The sequence below is a fragment of the Amycolatopsis sp. NPDC051045 genome (genome assembly GCF_040682955.1).
In the GTDB taxonomy this organism is placed as follows: Bacteria; Actinomycetota; Actinomycetes; order Mycobacteriales; family Pseudonocardiaceae; genus Amycolatopsis.
Genome location: NZ_JBFBCC010000003.1, coordinates 277,000 through 301,442, shown reverse-complemented (window position 1 = coordinate 301,442; position 24,443 = coordinate 277,000). Strand labels below are relative to the sequence as shown.

General features: G+C 70.1%; 26 protein-coding genes and 1 tRNA gene. 15 read left to right on the top strand and 12 right to left on the bottom strand.

All coding sequences use genetic code 11. The features are described 5' to 3' along the window. Positions 1 to 62 precede the first annotated feature (62 nt). Together AB0M80_RS09195 and AB0M80_RS09190 are read left to right on the top strand one after the other, a co-directional pair. A complete protein-coding gene (locus tag AB0M80_RS09195; RefSeq protein ID WP_364561146.1) occupies positions 63 to 437 on the top strand; it encodes an FKBP-type peptidyl-prolyl cis-trans isomerase in 375 nt (124 codons plus the stop codon). Between the two features lie 116 nt (positions 438 to 553). After that, positions 554 to 1,294 (top strand): trypsin-like serine protease, encoded by a 741-nt coding sequence (locus AB0M80_RS09190; RefSeq protein ID WP_364561143.1) that lies wholly within the window; start codon positions 554 to 556, stop codon positions 1,292 to 1,294. Between the two features lie 240 nt (positions 1,295 to 1,534). On the opposite strand, the gene AB0M80_RS09185 is transcribed toward AB0M80_RS09190, so the two are convergent. After that, a tRNA-Leu gene (locus tag AB0M80_RS09185) sits at positions 1,535 to 1,617 on the bottom strand. Positions 1,618 to 1,745: 128 nt separating this feature from the next. Here AB0M80_RS09185 and AB0M80_RS09180 point away from each other — a divergent pair. From AB0M80_RS09180 to pknB, 7 genes are all read left to right on the top strand, one after another. After that, the gene (locus tag AB0M80_RS09180; RefSeq protein WP_364561140.1) at positions 1,746 to 2,990 is read left to right on the top strand and encodes an FhaA domain-containing protein; all 1,245 of its coding nucleotides are present in this window, start codon (positions 1,746 to 1,748) and stop codon (positions 2,988 to 2,990) included. Positions 2,991 to 3,090: 100 nt separating this feature from the next. Continuing rightward, a complete protein-coding gene (locus AB0M80_RS09175; RefSeq protein WP_003079002.1) occupies positions 3,091 to 3,552 on the top strand; it encodes an FHA domain-containing protein in 462 nt (153 codons plus the stop codon). Further along, positions 3,549 to 4,946 carry a PP2C family serine/threonine-protein phosphatase gene (locus AB0M80_RS09170; RefSeq protein ID WP_364561138.1) on the top strand — a complete coding sequence of 466 codons (1,398 nt, stop codon included), beginning with the start codon at positions 3,549 to 3,551 and terminating at the stop codon, positions 4,944 to 4,946. Before AB0M80_RS09175 ends, AB0M80_RS09170 begins: the two co-directional genes overlap by 4 nt. Next, positions 4,946 to 6,433, top strand: coding sequence for an FtsW/RodA/SpoVE family cell cycle protein (locus AB0M80_RS09165; RefSeq protein WP_364561135.1), 1,488 nt, complete (start codon positions 4,946 to 4,948; stop codon positions 6,431 to 6,433). Before AB0M80_RS09170 ends, AB0M80_RS09165 begins: the two co-directional genes overlap by 1 nt. Further along, entirely contained in the window at positions 6,430 to 7,899 is a 1,470-nt protein-coding gene (locus AB0M80_RS09160; protein WP_364561132.1) for a penicillin-binding protein 2, read from the top strand. The genes AB0M80_RS09165 and AB0M80_RS09160 overlap by 4 nt, the downstream gene beginning before the upstream one ends. Before the next feature lie 3 nt (positions 7,900 to 7,902). Further along, on the top strand, positions 7,903 to 9,243 hold the full coding sequence (locus AB0M80_RS09155; RefSeq protein ID WP_364561129.1) for a serine/threonine-protein kinase: 1,341 nt from the start codon (positions 7,903 to 7,905) through the stop codon (positions 9,241 to 9,243). Further along, positions 9,240 to 11,213, top strand: a complete 1,974-nt coding sequence (gene pknB / locus AB0M80_RS09150) for a Stk1 family PASTA domain-containing Ser/Thr kinase (protein WP_364561122.1) — start codon at positions 9,240 to 9,242, stop codon at positions 11,211 to 11,213. Before AB0M80_RS09155 ends, pknB begins: the two co-directional genes overlap by 4 nt. A gap of 52 nt (positions 11,214 to 11,265) precedes the next feature. Here the strand turns inward: pknB and AB0M80_RS09145 are convergent, their stop codons facing one another. The 4 genes from AB0M80_RS09145 to AB0M80_RS09130 all read right to left on the bottom strand — a co-directional run bounded on the left by AB0M80_RS09145 (position 11,266) and on the right by AB0M80_RS09130 (position 13,745). Beyond that, on the bottom strand, positions 11,266 to 11,583 hold the full coding sequence (locus AB0M80_RS09145; RefSeq protein WP_364561116.1) for a hypothetical protein: 318 nt from the start codon (positions 11,581 to 11,583) through the stop codon (positions 11,266 to 11,268). A 100-nt stretch (positions 11,584 to 11,683) separates the two neighbouring features. Beyond that, the gene (locus AB0M80_RS09140; RefSeq protein WP_364561113.1) at positions 11,684 to 12,325 is read right to left on the bottom strand and encodes a hypothetical protein; all 642 of its coding nucleotides are present in this window, start codon (positions 12,323 to 12,325) and stop codon (positions 11,684 to 11,686) included. Then, positions 12,313 to 13,104 (bottom strand): ABC transporter ATP-binding protein, encoded by a 792-nt coding sequence (locus tag AB0M80_RS09135; protein WP_364561110.1) that lies wholly within the window; start codon positions 13,102 to 13,104, stop codon positions 12,313 to 12,315. The genes AB0M80_RS09140 and AB0M80_RS09135 overlap by 13 nt, the downstream gene beginning before the upstream one ends. Next, positions 13,101 to 13,745 carry an aminodeoxychorismate/anthranilate synthase component II gene (locus AB0M80_RS09130; protein ID WP_364562015.1) on the bottom strand — a complete coding sequence of 215 codons (645 nt, stop codon included), beginning with the start codon at positions 13,743 to 13,745 and terminating at the stop codon, positions 13,101 to 13,103. The genes AB0M80_RS09135 and AB0M80_RS09130 overlap by 4 nt, the downstream gene beginning before the upstream one ends. A gap of 112 nt (positions 13,746 to 13,857) precedes the next feature. Here AB0M80_RS09130 and AB0M80_RS09125 point away from each other — a divergent pair, with 112 nt between their 5' ends. Further along, positions 13,858 to 15,177 carry an FAD-dependent oxidoreductase gene (locus tag AB0M80_RS09125; protein ID WP_364562013.1) on the top strand — a complete coding sequence of 440 codons (1,320 nt, stop codon included), beginning with the start codon at positions 13,858 to 13,860 and terminating at the stop codon, positions 15,175 to 15,177. Here the strand turns inward: AB0M80_RS09125 and AB0M80_RS09120 are convergent. Further along, positions 15,174 to 15,833, bottom strand: a complete 660-nt coding sequence (locus tag AB0M80_RS09120; protein ID WP_364561107.1) for a response regulator transcription factor — start codon at positions 15,831 to 15,833, stop codon at positions 15,174 to 15,176. The genes AB0M80_RS09125 and AB0M80_RS09120 overlap by 4 nt on opposite strands. Then, entirely contained in the window at positions 15,773 to 17,596 is a 1,824-nt protein-coding gene (locus AB0M80_RS09115) for a histidine kinase (protein WP_364561104.1), read from the bottom strand. Before AB0M80_RS09115 ends, AB0M80_RS09120 begins: the two co-directional genes overlap by 61 nt. Before the next feature lie 180 nt (positions 17,597 to 17,776). Here AB0M80_RS09115 and AB0M80_RS09110 point away from each other — a divergent pair, with 180 nt between their 5' ends. From AB0M80_RS09110 to AB0M80_RS09100, 3 genes are all read left to right on the top strand, one after another. After that, positions 17,777 to 18,490 carry an ABC transporter ATP-binding protein gene (locus tag AB0M80_RS09110; RefSeq protein ID WP_364561101.1) on the top strand — a complete coding sequence of 238 codons (714 nt, stop codon included), beginning with the start codon at positions 17,777 to 17,779 and terminating at the stop codon, positions 18,488 to 18,490. Then, positions 18,487 to 19,221: an ABC transporter permease gene (locus AB0M80_RS09105; RefSeq protein WP_364561099.1), complete on the top strand. Its 735-nt coding sequence runs from the start codon at positions 18,487 to 18,489 to the stop codon at positions 19,219 to 19,221. Before AB0M80_RS09110 ends, AB0M80_RS09105 begins: the two co-directional genes overlap by 4 nt. 100 nt (positions 19,222 to 19,321) lie before the next feature. Then, positions 19,322 to 19,714 carry an SCO5389 family protein gene (locus tag AB0M80_RS09100; protein ID WP_364561096.1) on the top strand — a complete coding sequence of 131 codons (393 nt, stop codon included), beginning with the start codon at positions 19,322 to 19,324 and terminating at the stop codon, positions 19,712 to 19,714. Here the strand turns inward: AB0M80_RS09100 and AB0M80_RS09095 are convergent. The 3 genes from AB0M80_RS09095 to AB0M80_RS09085 are packed head-to-tail and all read right to left on the bottom strand — an operon-like array spanning position 19,683 to position 21,855. Beyond that, on the bottom strand, positions 19,683 to 20,702 hold the full coding sequence (locus AB0M80_RS09095) for an LLM class flavin-dependent oxidoreductase (RefSeq protein WP_364561094.1): 1,020 nt from the start codon (positions 20,700 to 20,702) through the stop codon (positions 19,683 to 19,685). The two genes, AB0M80_RS09100 and AB0M80_RS09095, sit on opposite strands and share 32 nt — an antisense overlap. After that, complete coding sequence (locus AB0M80_RS09090) at positions 20,675 to 20,830, bottom strand: hypothetical protein (protein ID WP_086853103.1); 156 nt, start codon at positions 20,828 to 20,830, stop codon at positions 20,675 to 20,677. The genes AB0M80_RS09095 and AB0M80_RS09090 overlap by 28 nt, the downstream gene beginning before the upstream one ends. Continuing rightward, on the bottom strand, positions 20,830 to 21,855 hold the full coding sequence (locus AB0M80_RS09085; RefSeq protein WP_364562011.1) for a class E sortase: 1,026 nt from the start codon (positions 21,853 to 21,855) through the stop codon (positions 20,830 to 20,832). Before AB0M80_RS09085 ends, AB0M80_RS09090 begins: the two co-directional genes overlap by 1 nt. Positions 21,856 to 22,095: 240 nt before the next feature. Here AB0M80_RS09085 and crgA point away from each other — a divergent pair, with 240 nt between their 5' ends. Both crgA and AB0M80_RS09075 read left to right on the top strand, forming a co-directional pair. Then, positions 22,096 to 22,362: a cell division protein CrgA gene (gene crgA, locus AB0M80_RS09080; protein ID WP_043787021.1), complete on the top strand. Its 267-nt coding sequence runs from the start codon at positions 22,096 to 22,098 to the stop codon at positions 22,360 to 22,362. A gap of 70 nt (positions 22,363 to 22,432) precedes the next feature. After that, entirely contained in the window at positions 22,433 to 22,852 is a 420-nt protein-coding gene (locus tag AB0M80_RS09075; RefSeq protein WP_364561090.1) for a PH domain-containing protein, read from the top strand. Here AB0M80_RS09075 and AB0M80_RS09070 read toward each other — a convergent pair. Together AB0M80_RS09070 and AB0M80_RS09065 are read right to left on the bottom strand one after the other, a co-directional pair. Further along, complete coding sequence (locus AB0M80_RS09070) at positions 22,849 to 23,802, bottom strand: rhomboid family intramembrane serine protease (protein WP_364561087.1); 954 nt, start codon at positions 23,800 to 23,802, stop codon at positions 22,849 to 22,851. The genes AB0M80_RS09075 and AB0M80_RS09070 overlap by 4 nt on opposite strands. A gap of 103 nt (positions 23,803 to 23,905) precedes the next feature. Then, positions 23,906 to 24,424 carry a peptidylprolyl isomerase gene (locus tag AB0M80_RS09065; RefSeq protein ID WP_364561084.1) on the bottom strand — a complete coding sequence of 173 codons (519 nt, stop codon included), beginning with the start codon at positions 24,422 to 24,424 and terminating at the stop codon, positions 23,906 to 23,908. Positions 24,425 to 24,443 lie beyond the last annotated feature (19 nt).

The following is a 24,443-nucleotide window of genomic DNA, read 5'->3' as shown; positions in this document are numbered from 1 at the left end:
TTTCCCCTCCTTGGGCGTAGTCCGTTCGGCGCAGCCTCCGGGGCGTCGGTACGGTGAGGCTCATGACCTTGGAAAAGCCCCTCATCGACCGCCCGGACGGGCCTGCTCCGGCCGAACTCGAAATCACCGACATCACTGTCGGTGACGGCGCGGAAGCCACGGTGGGCAAGACCGTCACCGTCCACTACGTCGGCGTCTCGCACGCGACCGGCGAAGAGTTCGACGCGTCCTGGAACCGCGGTGAGCCGCTGCGCTTCGGTCTCGGTGCCGGCCAGGTCATCTCCGGCTGGGACCAGGGTGTCGCGGGGATGAAGATCGGCGGCCGCCGCAAGCTGGTGATTCCCCCGCACCTGGCCTACGGCGACCGCGGCGCGGGCGGCGTGATCAAGCCCGGCGAGACCCTCGTCTTCGTCGTCGACCTGGTCGGCGTGAACTGATCCCACGGGCCGGCTGTCACCCGGTGGCCCACCGGGTGACGCCCGGCCAGGGAATTCCCCCTCCGCGGCGGCGGCCCTAGCCTCGACGTCGATCACCGATTCGACGAAGGGGAAGAATGCGCCTGCGCGCTTTGCTCGCCGCTGCCGTTTTGACCATCACGACCGCTCCCGCCGCCCTGGCCGCACCAGGGGTCGCGCACGGCACCGACGTCCCACCCGGCCAGTTCGGGTTCGTCGCGAAGCTGGCGATGACGAAGATCCCGCGCCCGGACGGCTCCACGTACAGCAGTTACTGCACCGGCGCGCTGGTCGCGCCGAGCTGGATCCTGACCACCGGCCACTGCTTCCACGACGCGCACCGCGACCGGGTCTCGGGCAAGGTCCCCTACCCGACAATGGTGACGCTGGGCCTGGTCGACGAAGAGATCGAGTCGGGCGTGGCCCGCAAAGCGACCGAGATCCTCCAGGCCAAGGAAAACGACGTGGCCCTGGTCCGCCTGGACTCCCCCGTGACGACGGTCCAGCCACTGGCCCTGAGCCACACGCCCCCGAAAACCGGTCAGCAGCTGACCTTGGCGGGCTGGGGCAGCAAGACCGGCAAAAACCCCGCCCCGGCCACCCGCCTCCAGCAGGGCACGGTGACGATCGCCAAGGTGGACCCCATAACCCTCGGCGTCCAAGGCGCAACCCCCGAAAAAACCACCAGCGCCTGCACGTACGACTCGGGAGCCCCCTACTTCACGGGCACCCAGCTGGTCGCCCTGGAAGCAACGGGCCCCGACTGCCCCCACGCAGGCATCGAAACAACATCAAGGACAGACGTGCTGACCACCTGGATCACCAAAAACACGCTCTAATACAGCCCCAAGTCCGCCATAAGCGAACACCACGCAGAGCCAAACGGGTGAGATTCCCCACCCCTCATCCCACCCTGTCTCCCTCCCCCCGCACCCCGCCGGCTCCCGGACCCCGCCCGTCACCACGCTGGAAGGCGAGGAGAAGGCACCGTGGGGGGTCCGGGGGGCTCGGCCCCCCGGGGGAGACAAGGACAACGGGAAGAGGCCCCGACGCGCAAGCGTCGGGGCCTCTGAACAGCGTGGGCGAGGAGGGAGTTGAACCCTCACGTCCTTTCGGACACACGGACCTGAACCGTGCGCGTCTGCCATTCCGCCACTCGCCCGAGTGCTTCTCTGACAGCGAGGAGAACACTAGCAGGTCGTTTCGACGGGTTTCACCGGGGGCCGTGTCGAGGCTCGCTCACCCGGATAGGATCGGTGCGGAAGCACACGTGTGAGGAGGTTTTCCCCGGTGAGCCGCGTCGAGCGTTTTGACAGACGCCTCGAGAACCTGGTGGGGAACACTTTCGCGCGCATGTTCGGTGGCAACGTCGTCACGCAGGAAGTGGCGATCGCCCTGGAGCGGGAGAGTGAGGAGAACGTTCGTGAGCTGGCAGGCGGTCGGCAGCTCGCCCCGAATCACTACATCGTGTCCCTGGGGGCGGCTGACCACGAGCGCATGGCCGGTGACGAGCAACGCGTCACTCAGGTGCTGGCCAAGGCGGTGGCGGAACACCTCGCCGCCGAAGGCCTGGACACCTATGGTGACGTCGTCGTATCACTCGAGCGCAACGAGGCGCTGCATACTGGACAGTTCAAGACCCGTTCGTCCGTCGATCCCGACGCCCGCCCCTCAGGCGCCGGTTCACCGCGGCCGGCACGACCCAGCAACGCAGGAGACCCAGCAATGAGCCAGCCCCCCGGCTACGGCCAATACGACCAGGGTGACCCGTACGGCCAGCAGGGCCAGTACGGCTACGGACAGCAGGGTGGCCAGCAGCCCGGGTACGACCAGGGTTACGGCCAGCAGGGTGGTTACGACCAGTACGGCGCCCAGCAGCCGGGTGGTGGTTACGACCAGTACGGCCAGCCGCAGCCGCAGGGCGGTGGTTACGAGCAGGGCGGCTACCAGCAGCCCCAGGGCGGCGGCTACGACCAGGCCGGCTACGCGCAGCCCCAAGCCGGCGGCTACGACCAAGGCGGCTACGCCCAGCCTCAAGCCGGCGGCTACGACCAAGGCGGCTACGCCCAGCCCCAGGGCGGCGGCTACGACCAGGGCGGCTACCAGCAGCCCGGGTACGACCAGTACGGCGGCCAGCAGCAGCCCGGCTACGACCAGTACGGCCAGCCGCAGGCGTACGGTCAGCCGGCCGCCGACCCGTACGCGCAGCAGCAGGCCGGCTACGGCCAGCCCGCGCCGGCTCGGCAGCTCGCGGCGAGCCTGCAGCTGGACGACGGCTCGAACCGGACGTACTCGCTGAAGCAGGGCGGGAACGTCGTGGGCCGGGGCCAGGACGCGGACTTCCGCCTGCCGGACACCGGTGTTTCGCGCCGGCACCTGGAGATCACCTGGGACGGCCAGAGCGCGACGCTCGCCGACATCGGCTCGACCAACGGCACGACCGTGAACGGCACCCCGGTCCAGACCTGGCAGCTCGCCGACGGTGACGTCATCCGGGTGGGTCATTCGTCTCTCGTGTTCCGTACACAGGGCTGACTCGGGACCCGGAATACTGTTCCCGCAGAATTGACGTGCGGGGGGACCGCGGCGTACCCGCGCCGCGGCTGCACGGACGAGTCGGGAGCGGACACACCAAGTGCCAGAGCTGGTCGTACAACTCACCAGGGTGGGCTTCCTCGTGCTGCTCTGGCTCTTCGTGTTCGCTGCGCTCAGAGTCGTCCGGTCGGACCTCTACGCGGCGTCGGGCATGCGTGTCCAGGTGCCGACCTTCGGGCGCAAGAAGGAGAAGAAGCCGCGCAACAGCAAGTCGCCGCAGCAGCTGCTGGTGACCCACGGCGCGCTCGCCGGGACGCGCATCGCGCTGGACGGCAGGCCGATCCTGATCGGCCGGGCCGACGACTCGACGCTGGTCCTCGACGACGACTACGCGTCGACCCGGCACGCGCGGATCGCGCAGCGCGGTGAGGACTGGTACGTGGAAGATCTGGGCTCGACGAACGGGACCTATCTCGACCGGGCTAAGGTCACTGCACCCCTCCGGGTCCCGCTCGGAGTCCCCATCCGGATCGGCAAGACGGTGATCGAGCTTCGCCCATGACTCTCGTCCTCCGCTACGCAGCCCGCAGCGACCGGGGCCTGGTGCGTTCGAGCAACCAGGACTCCGTGTACGCCGGCCCTCGCCTGCTCGCGCTCGCCGACGGCATGGGTGGGCACGCGGCGGGTGAAGTGGCCAGCAAGGTCGTCATCGCCTCGCTCGCCCCCCTCGACGACGACGAACCGCGTGACGACCTGCTCGCCCAGCTGCGCGAAGCGGTGGCGAACGGCAACGCCGCGATCGCCGAGCTGGTTTCGCAGGACCCGGACCTGGACGGCATGGGCACGACGCTCACGGCCGTCCTGTTCGCCGGCACCCGGCTGGGGCTGGTGCACGTCGGCGACTCGCGGGCCTACCTGTTGCGCGGCGGCCAGTTCGCGCAGATCACGCGCGACGACAGCTTCGTCAACGAACTCCTGGAACAGGGCCGCATCACGCCCGAAGAGGCGGCGGTGCACCCGCAGCGGTCGTTGCTGCTCAAGGCGCTGACCGGGCACGAGGTCGAGCCGAGCCTGACCGTGCGCGAGGCGCGCGCCGGTGACCGGTACCTGATCTGCTCCGACGGCCTGTCCGGCATGGTCAGCGACGAGACGCTGGCCGAGGCCGTGCAGATCCCGGACCCGCAGCAGTGCGCGGACCGGATGATCGAGCTGGCGCTCAAGGGCGGCGGCACCGACAACGTCACGGTGATCATCGCCGACGTGGTCGACGTCGACTTCGGTGAGGACGCGCCCATCGTTGGCGGCGCCGCCGGCGACGGCAGCGACGAACTGCACCAGGGCGACTCGCCCGCGGCGCGAGCCAGGGCGCTGACCCAGCCCCCGCCGTCGCCGCGCGCGGAGCTGCCGCAGCCGCAGGAAGACCCGAAGGCCAGGCGCCGGAAGCGGTTCCGCTGGCTGGCCGGCGCGCTGGTGGTCCTCGTGGTGCTCGCCGCGGCGGCCATCGCGACCCGGTACTTCGTGCTGAGTCAGTACTATGTCGGCGAGGGAACGGACGGGGAGGTCGTGATCTACCGCGGCGTCCCCGGCAGCATTCTCGGCATCGACCTGCACGCCTACGAGCAGGGGTCCTGCCCGCCCAGCCAGGTGTGCACGGACAAGCTGCGCGTCACCCAGCTCCAGGAGGACGCGCGGCTGGCGGTGCAGAACGGCGTAAAAAAGGACAATCTCGACGAAGCGCGGAAGTACATCGACGACTTCCTGCAGTTGCGCAAGCGCTTGAACAACTGCGCGCCGGCCGGCGGTCAACCGTCTCCGACGCCAACCCCTTCGGTCACGCCGACGACGACTACGTCGGCTCCGGCCGGCTCCACTGCTCCGTCGTCGGCGGGCCAGCCAGCGGGGAGGGACTGCTCGACGCCGAGTTCGACGGCACCGACGACGGGAGGCGGTAACTGATGGGCCAGCCTGTCGCGCGCGCCGCCGAACCGCTCGCCGCGCAGTTCCAGACGAACCCGCCGCGCGAGGTCCCGACCCGCCGCAACACCGAGCTGGTGCTGCTGGGGTTCGCGACGTTCATCGTCACCATCGCGCTGGTCCTGGTGGAAGCGAACCAGGAGCAGGCGCTCACCGCGTCGATCATCTGGCTCGGCCTGGCCTACCTCGGCGTGCTGACCGGCGCGCACCTCGCCGTCCGCAAGTGGGCGCCCTACGCCGACCCCGTGCTGCTCCCCTGTGTGGCGCTGCTGAACGGCATCGGGCTGGTGATGATCCACCGGATCGACCTGGCCTTGGCCGAACGGGCCACGCAGCAGGGCAAGGACTACACGCCTGCCGTCACCGCGCAGGTGCTGTTCACCGTGATCTCGCTGGTGTTCTTCGTCGTCGTGCTGATCGTGGTGAACGACCACCGCACGCTGACCCGCTACGGCTACACCGCGGGCCTGGTCGGGATCGTCGCGCTGGCGCTGCCGGCGCTGCTGCCGTCGAGCCTGTCCGAGGTCAACGGCGCCAAGGTGTGGCTGAAGCTGCCGTTCTTCTCGATCCAGCCGGGCGAGTTCGCGAAGATCCTGCTGATGGTCTTCTTCGCTTCGTTCCTGGTGTCGAAGCGGGACCTGTTCATGGTGGCGGGCAAGAAGCTCGTCGGGGTCGAGCTCCCGCGGGCCCGTGACCTCGGCCCGATCCTGATCGCCGCGTTCGTCTGCATCGGCGTTCTGGTGTTCGAAAAGGACCTCGGCACCTCGCTGCTGTTCTTCAGCGTCATCCTGGTCATGCTGTACGTCGCGACCGAGCGGGCCATCTGGGTCGTCCTGGGCCTCAGCTTCTTCGCCGTCGGCTGCGTGATCGCGTACAAGCTCTTCACGCACGTCCAGCAGCGCGTGGCGAACTGGCTGGACCCGCTGGCCACCTACGACCAGGCCGGCGGCGGTTACCAGCTCGCGCAGGGCCTGTTCGGGCTCGGCACCGGTGGCGTCGGCGGCACCGGGCTCGGCGCCGGGCGGCCGGACATGGTGCCCGAGGCCAACACCGACTTCATCACCGCGTCGATCGGCGAGGAGCTCGGCTTCATCGGGCTGGCCGCGGTGCTGATGCTGTACCTGCTGGTCGCGATGCGGGGTATGCGCAGCGCGCTCGCCGTGCGCGACACGTTCGGCAAGCTGCTGGGCGGCGGGCTCGCGTTCACCATGGTCATGCAGATCTTCGTCGTCGTCGGCGGAGTCACGAAACTCATCCCGGAGACCGGTATCACCGCACCGTTCCTGTCCAAGGGTGGTTCGTCGCTGCTCGCGAACTACATCCTGGTCGCGCTGCTGCTCCGCATCTCCGACGCGGCCCGCAAGCCCGCCTCCCGCCCCAAGCCGCAGCAACAGCCGCAGGCGCCGATCGCGGAAGCGCACACCGTGCTGGTGCAGCGCCCGCCGGCGGACGGGAGCGTGCAGGCATGAACACCCCCCTCCGCAAGGTCGGCATGGCGATGCTCGTCATGATCGTCCTGTTGCTGGGCAACGCCACCTACATCCAGGTGGTGAAGGCCGACGACTACCGCACCGACTCACGCAACGCGCGCGTGCTCTACGACGAGTTCGCCCGCCAGCGCGGCAAGATCGTGTCGCAGGCCAACGGCGAGGTGCTGGCCGGCATCAACCCGTCGAACGACAAGTACAAGTACATCCGGACCTACGCCGACGGCCCGATGTACGCGCCGGTCACCGGCTACTACTCGATCAACTACGGCGCCGGCGGCCTCGAGCGCGCCGAGGACGACGTCCTCAACGGCTCCGACCCGCGGCTGTTCGTGCGGCGGCTGTCGGACATGGTCACCGGCCGGGACCCCAGCGGCGGCAACGTCCGGCTGACCATCGACCCGGCCGTGCAGAAGGCCGTGTACGACCTGATGACGCAAAAGGGCTACACCGGCGCCGTCGTCGCGATGGAGCCGAGCACCGGGCGGATCCTGGCGATGGTCTCGACGCCGTCGTACGACCCGAACCAGCTCGCTTCCCACACGTCGAAGGCGCAGACCGACGCCTGGAACGCGTACAACAAGGACCAGAAGAAGCCCATGCTTAACCGGGCGATCTCGGAGACCTACCCGCCGGGGTCGACGATGAAGCTGGTCACCGCGGCGGCCGTGCTCGAGGACGGCAAGGGCCCGGACACCCCGATCGACCCGGCGCCGAACACGAAGCTCCCCGGCACCAGCGTCACGCTCGAGAACTACGCCGGCAGCCCATGCCCCGGCACCACGTTCAAGGACGCGCTCGCGCACTCCTGCAACGTGCCGTTCGCGCAGTTCGCCGGCCAGCTCGGCGCGGACAAGCTGAAGAAGACGGCGGCGAACTTCGGCATCGGGCAGACCGACCTGACCGTGCCGATGAAGGTCGCGCCGTCGACGGTCGGCCCGCTCGACTCGCAGGGGGCGCTCTACCAGAGCGGCATCGGCCAGCGCGACGTCCGGCTGACGCCGTTGCAGGACTGCCTGCTCGCGGCCACCGTGGCCAACGGCGGGATGGCGATGAAGCCACAGCTGGTGCAGTCGGTACTGGCACCGGACCTGTCGACGATCGAGGACTACAGCCCCACCGAGCTCACCGGCACCCCGGCGCTTTCGTCGTCGAACGCCGCGATCCTCAAGGACATGATGATCGCTTCCGAGAGCTTCACCAAGGGCGGCGGCAAGCGCGCGGACATCCGGATCGCGTCGAAGACCGGCACCGCCGAGCACGGCACGGACTCCAAGAACACCGCCCCGCACGCCTGGTACACCGCCTTCGCCCCGGCCGACAGCCCGCAGATCGCGGTCGCCGTGATCGTCGAGGACGGCGGCAACCGCGGCCTCGCGGCCACCGGCGGCACGGTCGCGGCGGACATCGGCCGCGCGGCGATCAACGCGAAGCTCGGGGGTGGATAGCGCATGCTGTCCTCCGGTCAGCTGCTGGCCGACCGCTACAAGCTGACGAGCCGGATCGCCGTCGGCGGGATGGGCGAGGTCTGGCAGGCCAGTGACACCCGGCTGGACCGGACCGTGGCCGTCAAGATCCTCAAGGCCGAACTCTCCGGCGACGCCGAATTCCTCCACCGCTTCCGCACCGAAGCGCGGATGACGGCGTCCCTGAACCACCCCGGCATCGCCGCGGTGCACGACTACGGCGAAACCATCTTCGACGGCGACCTGCCGATCGCGTACCTGGTGATGGAGCTCGTCGACGGCGACCCGCTGGCCGGGTTGCTGGCCAAGCACGGGCGGCTGTCGGCGGAGTTCACGCTCGACATGCTCGAACAGGCGGGCAACGCGCTGCAGGCGGCGCACTCCCACGGCCTGGTCCACCGCGACGTCAAGCCGGGCAACATCCTGGTGACGTCGGCGGGCCAGGTGAAGATCACCGACTTCGGGGTCGCGAAGGCGGCCGACGCGGCCCCGGTGACCAGGTCCGGCATGGTCATGGGCACCGCGCACTACATCGCGCCGGAGCAGGCGCTCGGGCAACCGGCGGAGCCGGCGTCCGACGTCTACTCGCTGGCGGTGTGCGGCTACGAGTGCCTCGCCGGGCACCGGCCGTTCCTGTCCGAGAACGCCGTGACGGTCGCGATGATGCACATCCGCGACATCGCGCCGCCGCTGCCGCCCGACGTGCCACCCGCGGCACGCGCGGTGATCGAGGCGACCCTGGTCAAGGATCCGCGGCAGCGCTACAACAACGGCGGCGAGTTCGCGGCCGCCGTCGCCGCGGTCCGCGCCGGGCTGCCGCTGCCGACGCCGTCCGGGCTGGTCAACGCCACGTACGCGACCGGGCAGCAGCCCCAGCAACAGCAACCGCAGCAGCCGCCGCCCTCGGCGCCGATACCGGTGCCCCCGCAACAGCTTTCCCCGCCGCAACAGCCGATGCCGGTCGGCCCGCCGTCCCCCGCGATGAACCCGATGGTCGCCATCGGCCCGCCGTCCCGGCCCGCTGTGCGCCAGGTCATGGTGCCGGCCCCCCGGAAGAAGACCCAGTGGGGCTGGTGGGCGCTGCTCGCGGCGATCCTGCTCGTTGTCCTGGTGGCGGGCATCGTGCTGGTGGCGAAGATGCTCGGTGGCGGCGGCTCGCCTCCGCACACCGGCCAGACGCAGAGCGAGGTGGTCCCGGGCAGACAGGCGCCCGCGGAGGAGCCCGGTTCGAGCGCCGGTGCGGCCAGCACTCCAGGCACGACCGACGATGGCCAGCAAGGCATCATGACCACACCTTGGACGGAATGGAACGGCACCCAGAGATGAGCACACCCAGACTGCTCTCCAACCGGTACGAGCTGGGCGAGACGCTCGGCTACGGAGGCATGTCCGAGGTCCATCACGGCCACGACGTGCGTCTCGGCCGGGAAGTCGCGATCAAGATCCTCCGTGCCGACCTCGCCAGGGACCCGCAGTTCCAGGAGCGCTTCCGCCGTGAGGCGCAGAACGCCGCCGCGCTGAACCACCCGGCGATCGTCGCGGTCTACGACACCGGTGAGGCGAACACCGACTTCGGGCCGCTGCCGTACATCGTCATGGAGTACGTCGAAGGCCGGACGCTGCGCGACATCGTCAAGACCGAGGGCCCGATGTCGCAGAAGCGGGCGATGGAGGTCATGGCCGACGTCTGCGCGGCGCTGGACTTCTCGCACCGCCACGGCATCGTGCACCGCGACGTCAAGCCGGCCAACGTGATGATCACGAAGAACGGCGCGGTCAAGGTGATGGACTTCGGCATCGCGCGCGCGATGCACGACGGCCAGTCCGCCATGACCCAGACGGCCGCGGTGATCGGCACGGCGCAGTACCTCTCGCCGGAGCAGGCCCGCGGCGAGTCGGTCGACGCGCGTTCCGACGTCTACGCCGCCGGTTGCGTGCTGTACGAGCTGATCACCGGCGAGCCGCCGTTCACCGGGGACTCCCCGGTCGCGGTGGCCTACCAGCACGTCCGGGAGGACCCGAACCCGCCGTCGTCGGTGAACCCGGCCGTGGCGCCCGAACTGGACGCGGTCGTGCTGAAGGCGCTGGCCAAGGGCCCGGCGAACCGCTACCAGTCGGCGGCGGAGATGCGCTCGGACCTGGTGCGCACGCTCTCGGGCCAGCGCCCGGTGGCACCGATGGTGATGTCGGAAGACGAGCGCACGCAGGTGATGAACGCCGATCGGCGGCAGGCGCAGCGCTACGACGAGTACAGCGAGCCGGACGACGAAGACCCGAAGGCCAAGCGCCGCCGTCGCACGATCCTGGCCGCGGTGGCCGCGGTGTTCGTGCTGGGCGCGGTGCTGCTGATCATGTGGCTGGCGGGCTCGTTCAAGAGCAACGACGCGACGCTGGTCGCGGTCCCGGACGTGCTGCACCTGACGGTCCCCCAGGCTCGCGAAGCGTTGATCAACAAGGGTTTCAACGGCACGGTCGAGACGAAGCAAGTGACCTGCATGGTGCAGCCGACCGACGGCAGCCCGCAGTGCGGCCAGGACGACGTCACCCGGGTCATCAAGATCGACCCGTCGGTCGGGACCCAGGTCGCGACCAGCCAGAAGATCACGCTGTACGTCGGTGTCGCCCCGGGCAAGGCCAGCGTGCCGGACCTCAAGGGCAAGAACCGTGATGAGGCCGAGAAGGCCCTGACCGACGCGAAGCTGACCCTCGACGCGAACGTCGACACGGTCGAGGTCGAGGACCCGAACCAGGCCGGCCTGGTGCAGAACCAGACCCCGGCCGCCGCGTCCGAGGTCGCGCAGGGCAGCAGCGTGAAGATCACGGTGGGCAAGTCGAAGCAGCTCAAGACGGTCACCGACTTCACCAACAAGCCTTACTCGCAGGCCAAGGCGGCGTTGGAAGGCCAGGGCTGGCGGACGAGGAAGGTCGAGTCGGCGTCGGAGACGGTGCCGAAGGATTCGGTCATCACGCAGAACCCGAACGGTGGCCAGCTGGCGGTGGGCGAGTTGATCACGCTGACCGTGTCGACGGGTCCGGAGACCCAGACCCAGATCCAGATGCCGACCCTGGTCGGGATGAGCGTCGAAGAGGCGAACGACAAGCTGTCGAGCATGGGCTGGACCGGCAGGCTGAACCAGAAGTCCGACAAGAGCAGCAACGCGCCCGAGGGCACGATCACCGGGCAGAACCCGTCTCCGGGCACGCAGGTCAGCAAGGACCAGAACATCACGGTCAACGTGTCCGAAGGCAACGGATTCCCGAGCATCAGCTTCACCCCGCCGACGACCTCGCGTTAGCGGCGACGCACGAAAAGGCCCGCACGGTTCGCCGTGCGGGCCTTTTCGTCGTTCAGGACTTGTCGAGGAATCCTTGGACAGCTCCGAGAACTTGCTCGGCATCGCTCGCGGAGCCGAAATCGAGCTGGAGCTCCTCGGCGGCGCCCGAGCGCTTGACCTTCAGGGAGACGCGGGCTTCCCGGCCCCGCAGCAGCCACGCGAAGAGCGAGCGGCAGAAGACACCGGCGGACTTGCTCGAAACGCCGACCACGACGGCGTCGAAGACCTGGACGCGGCCGCGGAGTTCGTCTTCGCCACGCAACCAGGCGGCGAGCTCCGGAAGCCGGCCATCGGAGTTTGGCACGGTGATCGCGACGATCCCAGCCGTCACCCGAGCTCCCTTCGCCCAGAACCGGAGAGGCCCCGAACCTTAGTCGGCCGCGTGGTCCCCCTGGAAGCCCGGTAGGGAAATTGAAGTCTGCAAGTTGCAGTCAGGAGCGCCGGCGCACGAGGGCTGAAACGGCGAAGAAGCTGACGGCCAGCATCGCCACCGACGTGACGAGCGCGAGCACGAGCGGACCGCCGACCGGTTCTTCGTCGGTCAGGGCGTGCAGCAGCGGGTGGACCAGCGGAATCTTCGCCAGCAGGACGACGACGAGCGTGATCACCGCGGCGAGCACCGTCCAGCCGATGCGGTGGACCAGCAGCCGCGAGCACGGCAGCGCGATCGCGATGCCCAGCACCGCGCACGCGAGGTGGGCGAGCAACCCGATTCCGAGTGCCGACGGCTGGACCTTCAACGACTTGAGCGCCGACCACCCCTCGGTGATCGCCGTGAGAACCAGCGAGCAGGCCAGCACGGTGAGGATCGCGCCGGTGATCATCCGCCGCCAGTGCCGGGCGTGGCTCAGGGTGACCAGGCGCTGCACCGGATCTTCGATGTCGAGCAGGGCGATCGTCAGCCAGCACGACACGACCAGCAGCCCGCCGGCGCTCACGCCGAACAGCGGCAGCGGCGGTGAGTGCGGGTCAGCGTAGAGGATCACGCACAGCGCGAGGTAAGCCAGCAGGGCCGGCAAGTACCGCTGCGAATGGGCGAGCAGCGCCAGGTAGTACCGCGTCAGCGCGAACACGGCGCCACCTCCCGCACCGACCAGCCGTCCTCGAGCGCCCGGAGCAGCACCGCGTCGACGCGGCCGACCTCGACCGTGAGCACCACGTGGGGTCCTTCGGTGACGGCGTGCCGCACGCCGGGCTCGTCCGCCCAGCCGGAGCCACCGCCCCGCAGGACGATCCGCGTGGTCGGCTCCGCGCTTTCCGCGGTGAGCCGGCCCTGCTCCATGAGGTGGACGACGTCGGCGTGGTCGTGCACCACCTGCGGCCGGTGGTCGGTGAACACGACGCTCGCGCCCCGCGCCCGGGTCTCGGCGACGAGTTCGCCGAGGATCGCGTGCGTGTCGACGTCGAGCCCGGACCACGGCTCGTCGAGGATCAGCAGGTCGGGCTGGACGATCACGGCCTGCGCGAGCCCCACCTTCTGCGCGTTGCCCTTGGACAGCGTCCGCAGCGGTGCCGTCGGGCCGCCGACCAGGGAAAGGCGTTCGAGCAGCGGATCGATCACCGAGAGGTCGGCGAGCCCGCGGATGCGCGCCATGTGCCGCAGGTACGCCCGGGCACCCATGCGCTGGCCGGCCGGGAAGCGGTCCGGCAGGTAGCCGATCCGTGGGCTCCCGGTGAGAGAACCGGTGGTGGGGTGCGAGACGCCGGCCATGATCCGCAGCAGCGTCGACTTCCCGGAGCCGTTGCTGCCGAGGATGCCGACGACGTGCCCGGGCTCGACGGCCAGGTCGACGTCGTGGAGGACGAAGTCACCACGCCCGTACCGCTTGCCGACCCCCTCGAGCCGGATCACGCAACAGCGGCCTTCTGCAGTGCCTTGGTCGCCCGTTCGAGCTCGTTCACCCGGACCGGATCGACGGGGTGTCCCGCCGCCGCGAGCCAGTTCGCGAGCATCCGGTGGCCGCCCTCGGTGAGCACCGACTCCGGGTGGAACTGGACACCCTCGAGCGGCAGCTCGCGGTGGCGCATACCCATCACGATGCCGGACTCGGTGCGCCCGGTGATCTCGAATACGTCGGCGGAGATGGTGTCGGGCACCACGGTCAGGGAGTGGTACCGGGTGGCCGTGAACTCCTCGGGCAGGTCCTTGAGGATGCCGGCGCCGGTGTGCCGCACCTGGCTGGTCTTGCCGTGGAGCAGCTCGGGCGCGCGGTCGACGGTCGCGCCGTAGACGACGCCGAGCGCCTGGTGACCGAGGCAAACGCCGAGCATCGGCGTGCGCGTCTCGGCGCACTTGCGGACGACGTCCATGCTCTGACCAGCACGTTCGGGTGTGCCGGGGCCGGGCGAGACGAGCACGGCGTCGAACTCGGGCACGCGATCGAGGTCCACGACGTCGTTGCGCCAGACCGTGCAGTCGGCGCCGAGCTGGGCCAGGTACTGGACCAGGTTGTAGACGAAGCTGTCGTAGTTGTCGACGACGAGAACGCGCATGGCGCCGAGCTTACCGGCTCCCACCTGGTGGACCGTACGCCAAATCACATTTTAGGTTAGGTGATCCTAACTTACCGTGGGTCGGGTGAGCCGATCTCTTCGTGTAGCCGTGGTGGGCGCCGGTCCCGCCGGGATCTACGCCGCCGACATCCTGGACAAGTCCGCCGCCGACGTGTCGATCGACCTGTTCGAACGCATGCCCGCGCCGTTCGGGCTGATCCGGTACGGCGTCGCGCCCGACCACCCGCGCATCAAGGGCATCGTGACGGCGCTGCACAAGGTCCTGGACAAGCCGAACATCCGGCTGCTGGGCAACATCGACTACGGCACCGACATTAAGCTCGACGAGCTGCGCGAGTTCTACGACGCGGTGATCTTCTCGACCGGCGCGTCCGCCGACCGCGCGCTCGACATCCCGGGCATCGACCTGGACGGCAGCTACGGCGCCGCCGACTTCGTGTCCTGGTACGACGGCCACCCCGACGTGCCGCGCGAGTGGCCCCTCGACGCCACTTCGGTCGCGGTCCTCGGGGTCGGGAACGTCGCTCTGGACGTGGCGCGGATCCTGGCGAAGACGGCCGACGAGCTGCTGTCCACCGACATCCCGGACAACGTCTACCAGGGGCTCAAGGCCAGCCCGGTGACGGACGTGCACGTGTTCGGCCGCCGCGGCCCGGCGCAGGCGAAGTTCACGCCGCTGGAGCTGCGGGAGCTGGACCACTCGCCGAACGTCGAGGTCATCGTGTCCCCCGAGGACATCGAGTTCGACGAAGGCAGCATCGCGACCCTGCGCGCGTCGAAGCAGATCGACATGGTCGTGAAGACGCTGCAGGAGTGGGCGATCCGCGAGCCGGGTGCCCGCACGCGCCGGCTGCACCTGCACTTCTTCCACTCGCCGGCCGAGGTCTTGGGGGCGGACGGCCGCGTCACGGGTCTGCGCACCGAACGGACCGAGCTGACCGGCGACGGTTCCGTCCGCGGCACCGGCGAATTCCACGACTGGGACGTCCAGGCGGTGTACCGCGCGGTCGGCTACCTGTCTTCGCACCTGCCGGAGCTGCCGTTCGACCACGTGGCCGGCGTGGTGCCGAACCAGGCGGGGCGCGTGCTGGACCTGGACGACAACCAGCTGCCGGGCGTGTACGTGACGGGCTGGATCAAGCGCGGCCCGGTGGGTCTGATCGGCCACACGAAGGGCGACGCGGCGGAGACGATCGCGAGCCTCCTGGCGGACGCGGACACGCTCACCGCTCCGAAGTACGCGTCACCGGACGCGATCCTCGACTTCCTCGCGACGCGCGGCCTCCCGTTCACGACCTGGGACGGCTGGGGCCTGCTCGACGCGCACGAGAAGGCGTTGGGTTCGGCGGCGGGCCGCGAGCGCATCAAGGTCGTGGAGCGCGCGGAGATGACCCGGATCTCGCGCGGCTAAGTCCCCGCGCCGAGGTAGGTCAGCACGGCCAGCACCCGGCGGTTGGTGTCGTCCGAAGCGGTGATGTCCAGCTTCGCGAAGATGTTCGCTGTGTGCTTGCCGACCGCGCCTTCGCTGAAGTGCAGCCGCGAAGCGATGGCGGCGTTGGAGCAGCCTTCCGCCATCAAGGACAGGACCTCGCGCTCGCGCGCGGTCAGCGCCGCCAGCGGGTCGGACGCGTTGCCCGCGACCAGTTTCGCGATCACCTCGGGGTCCATCACCGTGCCGCCCGCCGCGACGCGGCGGACCGCGTCGATGAACTGCTCGGCGTTGAACACCCGGTCCTTCAGCAGGTAGCCGATCGCGCCGGTGCCGTCGGCCAGCAGTTCACGCGCGTACAGCTGCTCGACGTGCTGGGACAGCACGAGGATCGGCAGCCCGGGGATTTCCCGGCGGGCCGCCAGCGCGGCCTGCAGTCCCTCGTCGGTGTTCGTCGGCGGCATCCGGACGTCCACAATGGACACGTCGGGGCGGTGGGAGCGCAGCGCCGCCACCAGTTCCGGGCCGCTGCCGACCGCCGCCACCACGTCGAACCCGTGCGCGGCCAGGAGGTGTGTCAAGCCGTCTCGGAGGAGGTACTGGTCTTCGGCGACGACGGTTCGGGGTCGAGCTGGCATGGGATCTCCAGGGTCGCCCGCGTCGGGCCGCCGATCGGGCTGGTCAGCGTCAACCTACCGTCGAAGCCACCGAGCCTGCGCTCGATTCCCCGGAGTCCGGAACCACGGGCCGGGTTCGCCCCGCCCGGGCCGTCGTCAGTCACCACCACGGTCAGCAGCTCGTCGGCGAACGCCAGCTCGATCGTCACCCGCTTCGCGCCGTGCTTCGCCGCGTTGCCGAGCAGTTCGGACACCGCGAAGTACACGCACGCTTCCACCGGCTCATCGAGGCGCCCCGGGATTGTGCCCGTGACCTGGTCCTTGAGCGGGCTGTCCATCGCCAGCGCGCGCACGGCGTCCAGCAGCCCGCGTTCGGACAGCACCGGCGGGTGGATGCCGCGGATCAGGACCCGCAGTTCGGTGAGCGCTTCGGACGACGCCGCGCGCAGCTCCGCCGCGAGCCGTTTCGCCGCCGCCGGGTCGGTGTCCACCAGCGCCTCGACCGCGCCCAGCTTCATCCCCATCGCGACCAGCCGGGACTGGATGCCGTCGTGCAGGTCGCGCTCGATCCGACGCAGCTCCGCCGTCTGGGTGACCGTGACGTCGGAGCGGGTCTGCTTGAGCCGTTCGACACGCTGGGCGAGCCGGGACGCCGCGGTCGGCCCGAACCACACCCGGGCGAAGCGGGCCTGCTGCCGGGCCAGCCACGTGGCCGGGGCCAGGCCGGCGACGAACGCCAGCAGGAGCAGTGGCGTCTGCGCGAGCGCACCGAGGTGCGTCGACACCTCGGGCAACGGGAACCACTCGACGCGCGGGTGCCCGAACGGCCGCCAGGTCCAGAGCGCCCCGAGGCCGACGAGTCCCCAGCTGACCAACGTGATCGTCGGCAGGATCAGCACGGCCGAAACCAGCGAGACGAGCACGCCGCCGGCGAGGTCGCGCCAGGTGGCCCGATCGCGCAGGATCCACCGCACGCGGGCGTGCTGGACCGGCCAGAACGGCTCCTCGTGCAGCTGCTTGCCGACCTGGTAAAGCCCGTCCGCGCGGGGCACCGGCAACCCGGGGGGCGGCAGGTACGGCCGCGGGATCTGCACGCCCGTCCGGTTCCCCGCCTCGCGGCGCAGCGTGTCCGTGATCGTCCGGGTCCACAGCACCACCGGGACGGCCAGCGGCGTGCAGCCGGCTATCAGGATCAGTTGCGGCACCGAAAAGATCAGCTGCAGCAAGGAAACCGCGAGGTAGCCGAACTGGTGACCCAGCGCTTCGAGGTGCCGGTGCAGCCAGTTCTTTCCCGTGGGCTCGGCAGGTGGGCGGGGACCCAGCATCCAGCGTGTCCACCGGCCGTAGCCGCGCAGCACCGGCGGGCCGCCGAGCAGGACGGCGACCGGCAGCAGCAGCGTGACCAGCGGGTTCACCAGCTGCCAGGTGAACTCCCGGCCCGCCGCCGGATCTTCCAGCGCCCACGTGAGGCGGTGCTGCCAGCTGACCCAAAAGGCTCGCTTGTAGAGCTGGTTGCCGTCGCGGTACCAGCCGTCGCGCTCCCGCACCGGCTCCGGCGGCTCGGGCCGGTACGGCGCTTCGACCTCGACACCACACCAACGCGCGGCCAGCGTGCGCGCCACCGTCGAGCGGCCGCGGGCCCATTCGACGGCGGGGCCGAGGAAGAACACCAGCCCGACGCACAGCAGCGCGAACGCGATCAGCTCGACCAGCACGTCGACCCAGCTGAGCAACGAGAACGCGGCCAGGGCCAGCGCCCGGCCGATCGCCCGCGGGTACGGCATCCGGCACCTCCTTCCCCAAGACTTCCCCCGGGATCCTCGCCGACCGACGCCGGAGCGCGCAGTGCCCCAAGCCCCACGGAAGGGGTGGGCCCAGGCCCACCCCGGCTTCAGCAAAACGCTACCTGAGCTGGGGTTTCAGCGTCATTCCGGACGCGGCCGCCAGTTCGTAGCTTCGTAGCCATGCCACTCATCGAAGTCACCGACCTCCGCAAGTGCTACGGCACCCGGGTCGCGGTCGACGGCGTTTCGTTCACCGTCGAGCGCGGCGAAATCTTCGGCATCCTCGGCACCAACGGCGCCGGGAAGACCACCACCGTCGAATGCCTCCAAGGCCTCCGCGCGGCCGACGGCGGCACGATGTCCGTGCTCGGCCTGGACCCGGCTACGGACCGCACGGCCCTGACCCGCCGCGTCGGCGTCCAGCTCCAGGAGAGCCAGCTGCCCCCGAAACTGCGGGTGCGCGAAGCACTGGAGCTCTTCGCGTCCTTCTACCCGGAGCCGGCCGACCTCGACGTCCTGCTCGGCCAGCTGGACCTGCGCGACCACGCCCGCAGCTTCTTCGGGAAGCTCTCCGGCGGCCAAAAGCAACGCGTCTCGATCGCGTTGGCGCTGGTGGGCCGGCCCGAACTGGCGATCCTCGACGAGCTGACCACCGGGCTGGACCCGCACGCCCGCCGAGAAACGTGGCGGCTCGTCGAAGGCGTCCGCGCCACCGGGGTCACCGTCCTGCTCGTCACGCACTTCATGGACGAGGCCGAGCGGCTCTGCGACCGCGTGGCGATCTTCGACGCCGGGCGCGTGGTCGCCACCGGCACCCCGGCCGAGCTCCGCGCCGCGGCCGGAGCATCCACTTTGGACGACGCGTTCGTCTCGCTCACGAGGAGTGCCCGGTGAACACCTTCGCCAAGATCACCGCCACCGAAACCAAGCTCTTCCTCCGCTCGCCGTTGATGGCGGTGGTGGGCATCCTGCTGCCGTCCGCCCTGCTGCTGGGGATCGGCGCCATCCCCGGCATGACAGAACCCAGCGAGGCGGCCGGCGGATACCGGTTCATCGACGCCTGGGTGCCGTCGCTGATCGTCGTCACCCTCGCCGCGCTCGCGCTGCAGTCGATCCCGGGCGCCGTCGCGACCTACCGCGAGCAGGGCGTGCTGCGGCGGCTGGCCACGACGCCGGCGCACCCGGCGAACCTGCTGGGCGCGCAGCTGCTGATCCACGTGGTGGTCGCGCTGGCCGGCATCGGGCTCGTCCTCGGTCTGGCCGACGCGGTCTACGACGTCCCGATGCCGAAGCACCCGCTGGTTTTCCTCCTGACGCTCGTGCTCGGGGTCGTCTCGATGTTCGCGCTGGGCCTGGTCACCGCCTCGATCGCCCGCACGGCCAAGAGCGCGGGCGGGCTCGCGATGATCTCGTTCGTGCCGATCATGTTCTTCGGCGGCGTCTACCTGCCGAGGCCGCTGCTGCCGGAGGTCCTGCGCCGGATCGGCGACTACGTACCGCCGGGCTCGCAGGCGCTGCAGGACGCCTGGGTCGGCACCGGTGTGCAGCCGCTGCAGCTGGTCGTGCTCGCCGGCTTCGCCGTGGCCGGAACGGCGTTGGCGGTACGCCTCTTCCGCTGGGAGTGACCGGGCCTTCCGCCAAAGTGGTGATGATCATCGTTTTCTCTTGTGGCGGCGCCACCCGGCCGGTAGCCAAGAGGGTGGCCCTGCTCAAACTGGAGGTTCGATGTCCCTGGACGTGTCACCCGCGTTGCTGGAGAAGGCCGAGCGCGGGGAGGTCACCGACGCCGAGTTCGTCACCTGCGTCAAGGAATCCCTGCCCTACGCCTGGGAGGTCATCACCGGCGTCATCGCCGACGCCGAGGGCACGGCGGACGGCTTCGCCGACAACGAGACGCCGCCGCCCAGCGAGGCCGCCCGCGGGCAGTTGCTGCGGGCGCTGGCCTCGGACGCGATCCGCGGTGGCCTCGAACGGCACTTCGGCGTCAAGCTGGCGTTCCAGAACTGCCACCGGGTCGCCGTCTTCAAGAAGGCCGAGCTGGACAGCGACCGCTACCGCGCTTTCGTCTCGCCGCGCGGCCAGCTGCTCAACCAGAGCCCGGAACTGCGGGACTGCTAGCCCGCAGCGCGGGCAGCACCTCGGTGCCGATCCGCGCGATGTTCGCGTACGTGCCCTCCGGCGTACCCGACGCTTCCACGAGCATCAGCACGTGGGAGACGCCGGTGCGCCGGAGGCTCGTTTCCAGGGTCCGGACGCAGTGGGCCGCGTCGCCGACCGGGTGGATCGCGCAGAGCCGTTCGGTGTACTCCGCCGGATCCCGGGACGGTCCCGGCCGGCCGTCGACCGTGACGTGCGCGCCGAGCCCGTCCGCCAGCCACCCGGGCAGCGCCGCGCGGACGACGTCGGCGGCGTCGGCGCCCACCTGGCAGAGCACCGTCGAGACGTGGCCGGCGGACGCGCCGTGGGCCGCGATGGTCGCCGCCTTCTCCTCGTCGTCCGCGTGCAGGCCGAGCAGCATCGGCAGCCCGCGCTCCGCGGCCAGCCGCACGGCGTCCGACTTCGGCCCGGCGCACGCCACGACGATGTCCGGGCGCCGCTCCGGTGCCGGCACCACGGGCACCTCGCGGAAGGCGAAGTGCCGCCCGGCCGCCTCGGCCCGGCCGGTGGTGGCGCGCAGGAAGACGTCGAGGGTCTCCTCGAACCCGGTCTCGTAGCGATCCAGCCCGGTCCCGAAGACTTCGAGGTCCTGCCACGGGCCGCCGCGGCCGAGCCCGAGCCGCAGCCGGCCGCCGGAGACGGCGTCGAGCATCGCCCACTGCTCGGCCAGCGCGACGGGGTGCGTGGTCGACAGGACGCTGACCGCGGTGCCGACGCCGATCCGCGACGTCCGCCCGAGCACGTGCGCGGCGAGGGTGATCGCGGACGGGCACACGCCGTAGGGCATGAAGTGGTGCTCGGCGAACCAGACGTCGTCGAAGCCCGCCTCTTCGGCCAGCTCGGCGGCACGGACCGACCGGCGGAGGACGTCCCCGTCCGCCTGACCGGGGAAGCGGCCGCTGACGAGGAAGACCCCGAACCTCAGTTGACCGCGACCTCGTTGAACCACAGCCGGGGCTCCAGCCAGGGGAACACCACGAACATCAGCAGCGCGATCACGCCGAGCACGAGCACGACCGAGATCGTCAGCTTCGCCGCGAACGGACCGGGCAGCTTCCGCCAGATCCAGGCGTACATCAGGCCTCCCCGATCTTCGAGAGCAGGTCGCCGTAGTCCTTGACCTGGTTCTTCGGCACCTGCTGGGTCAGCACCGAGGTGATGATGAGCCGTTCCCGGGCGGAGAACTGCGGGTGGCAGGTGGTGAGCGTGAGCAGTGCGGCCTGCTGGGCCTTCGGCAGCACGTCGGCGTCCTTGTACGGGACCGGGTTCACCGCGGTGCCCTGGCTGGGCAGGACGACCTTGCGGCCGAAGGTCGCGCTGTACGCGCCGCCTTCCTCCGCGTTGGCGTCGCGCAGGGTCGAGACGCCCTTGCACTTCGGGTCGGCGCCCTTGCCGCCCGCCCAGTTCTCGATCTCGTCGTCGTAGGGCAGGACCTTGTAGATGTAGAAGTCGGCGGAGGTTTCGATCACGATCTGGTCACAGGAGGAGAGGTTGTCCAGGTCGTTGAACGGGGCGCCCTTGCCGACGCGGTGACCGGCCACGGCGAAGTTGCCGGGCTCACCGGGCAGCGCCGTGCCCTTGTAGTGGCCGGGGCCGACTTCGAGCGCGGCGTCGTCGGTGCCCTCCTGGATGGTGAAGTTGTAGTCGACGCCGAAGGTGGGGATGTGGATGCGGGCGAAGGCCTTGCCGTCGATCAGCTCCGGGTGCAGCGTGCGGTCGTGCGACCACTCGCCGTCGAGCTGGTCGCTCGCCTCCGACTGCTTGCCCGCCGAGAACAGGTCGGTCACGTAGAGCTCGTAGACCATGAACAGCAGCACGACCAGGCCCAGCGTGATCAGGACCTCGCCGGCGGTCCGGATCGCGACGCCACCCTTGCCGAGCGGGGCCGGAGCGGGCTTCTCCTCGGTCGCCGTGCCGCCCTTCCCGACCGGAGCGAGGATGACGGTCTCCTCGGCGGCGCCGGGCGGCGGGGGCGGGGCGGCGTAGCGGCGGGGCGGCGGTCCCTGCGGACGCCGGGGCGGCAGCTGACCCTGCGGGCCGCGCGGGGGCTGGTGGGGCGGCACTGGGCCGCGCGGGGGCGGGACGGGACGACGCTGCGGCATGGGCTGACCGGGGTGTCTGCGCCGGTCGTCATCCGGTCCTTCGCGCGTAGCCACGCAAGCTCCTCTCAAGCCGCGTCGAACCCTCGGTGACGCCGGTGTCACGGTCCGGGAAATCCGACCACTCCTGGCCGCTGCTTTCCTGCGGTCGTTTACGTTAACGTGTGCACGTGGCGCTGGTTGCGCACCCTCAGCGGGACATCGCCACCAGACGAGCCCGAAGAGCACCGCGAGGAACACACGATGCCCAAGTCCAAGGTCCGCAAGAAGACCGCTTACACCCCGCCCGCCGACCGGCGCACACCGGTGAAGGTGCGGGCCGCAGGCCCAACCGGCCTCGCCTGGAAGATCCCGATGTTCGGGCTGATGCTCCTGGGCCTGGTGTGGCTGCTGGTGAACTACATCGCCGGGGACAAGATCTCCTGGATGGCCGACCTGGGGAACTGGAACTTCGCCGGCGGATTCGCGCTGATGATCGCGGGTCTGCTCATGACTATGCGCTGGCGCTGATTATTACTCCAATTGGCGGCTTGACACCGAATTACACCGGTGTGACTCATCCCCAGTGTGGATAACCCCTGTGGATAACTACCCCACCTCCTGGGCGCCGCGTCAGGCCGTTGTGGTATCGGCCTGGGCGGTCACCGCGATGCTGCTGGCCGGCGTGGCGGCCGAAGCGGTGAGCGGCGACCGCGGGGGCTTGGTGCTGTTCGCACTGGCGGCCGTGGCCGTCGGCGCGTTCGCCGCCCACGCCACCGTCGTCCGGCCGAGGCTGGCCGCCGGCCCTGATGGCCTGGTGACCCGGACACTGAGCGGCGCGCACCGGCTGCCGTGGGCGCAGACGCGCACCCGGCTCCGGACGACCCGGCGGATGGGCCGCGACGGCGTCACGCTCGAAATCGAGCACGACGAGCAGCTGTACGTCTTCGGGTGGCTGGACCTCGGCGAGGACCCGCGGGACGTCCTGGACGTCCTCAGCACGCTGCGCGCGCGGAGCTAGACGCAGAAGTAGGTCTGGACCCCGCGGATCGGGATGAAGCCGCACGTCGCCGTGCCGAACTGGCCGGCCTGGTACGCCAGCAGGCCGACGATCGCGAGCACGATGATCGTGAGCCCGACGGCCTGCCAGCGCGCCTGGTTGGCTTCCGGGGCGTAGAGCAGCGCGACACTGACCAGCGCCCCGGTCACCAGGCCGCCGACGTGCGCGTAGATCGAGATGCCCGGGATGCCGAAGGTGATGAAGGCGTTCAGGGCGAGGGTGATGAGCAGGCCGGTCGGGTTCAGCCGCAGCTTCAGCACGATCACCGCGTAGGCGCCCATCAGGCCGAACAGCGCCCCGGAGGCCCCCGCTGTGCGAGACCCCGGATCGTCGAACAGCAGGACCGCGGCGGAGGCGCCGAGCATCGAGATGACGTAGAGCGCGAGGTAGCGGCCGCGGCCGCAGACCTGCTCCAGGGCCCGACCCATCATCCACAGCGAGAACATGTTGACCGCGACGTGGATCGGCCCGTAGTGCAGGAAGCCGTTGGTCAGGACCCGCCACCACTCGCCGTCGCCCAGGGTCGCGGCGACGTAGAGGCTGCCGCGCTGGAAGGCGGCCGAGAAGTCGTTGTCGCTGAGGCTCTGGGCCTGGAAGACCGTGAAGAGGTAAACCAGGACGTTCACCGCGAGGATGACCTGCGTGACGAGCACCGACTGGGAGAGGCGCGCCCCGAAGACCGTCCGCTCGCCCAAGGCGGCTTCCTGGTAGCCGCGCTGCTGGCGGCGCTGCTCCTGGCCGCCGGCGTGCACGCAGTCGGTGCACTGGAAGCCGACGGGGGCCTCGCGGAGGCAATCCGGGCACGCCGGACGCCCGCACCGGGAACAGCTCAGTCCGGTCGGGCGGTTCGGGTGCCACCAGCACCCGGGGAGCGCGGCTTGCTCGGCGGCGGGGTTCGGCGGTTGGTTCACGATGGCACCAACCTACCGAAACTTCCGGGGCCGAGCCCCGGACCCCGCCAGGGGGCAAGCCCCCTGGACCCCCGCAAGCCGGGGGTCCCACGCGAAGAAGCCGTCAGTGCTCGATCGTGATCTTCTCGATGACGATGTCGGTCAGGGGGCGGTCCGCCGGGCCGGTCGAGGTGCGCGCGATGGCGTCGACGACGTTGCGCGACTCCTGGTCGGCCACCTCGCCGAAGATCGTGTGCCGGAAGTTCAGGTGCGTGGTCGGCGCGACGGTGATGAAGAACTGCGAGCCGTTCGTGCCGGGCCCCGCGTTGGCCATGGCCAGCAGGTACGGCTTGCTGAACTGCAGCTCCGGGTGGAACTCGTCGCCGAACTTGTAGCCGGGGCCGCCGCGGCCGGTGCCGGTCGGGTCGCCGCCCTGCAGCATGAAGCCGTCGATGACCCGGTGGAAGATCGAACCGTCGTAGAACGGGCCCGAGGTCGTACCCGCCGCGTTCGGCTGGGTGTACTCCTTGGTGCCCTCCGCGAGCCCGACGAAGTTCGCCACCGTCTTCGGCGCGTGGTCCGGGAGCAGGTTCAGGTGGATGTCACCCTGGTTGGTGTGCAGCGTAGCTTTCACGTACCTCATCGTGCCATCTGCGGCGCGC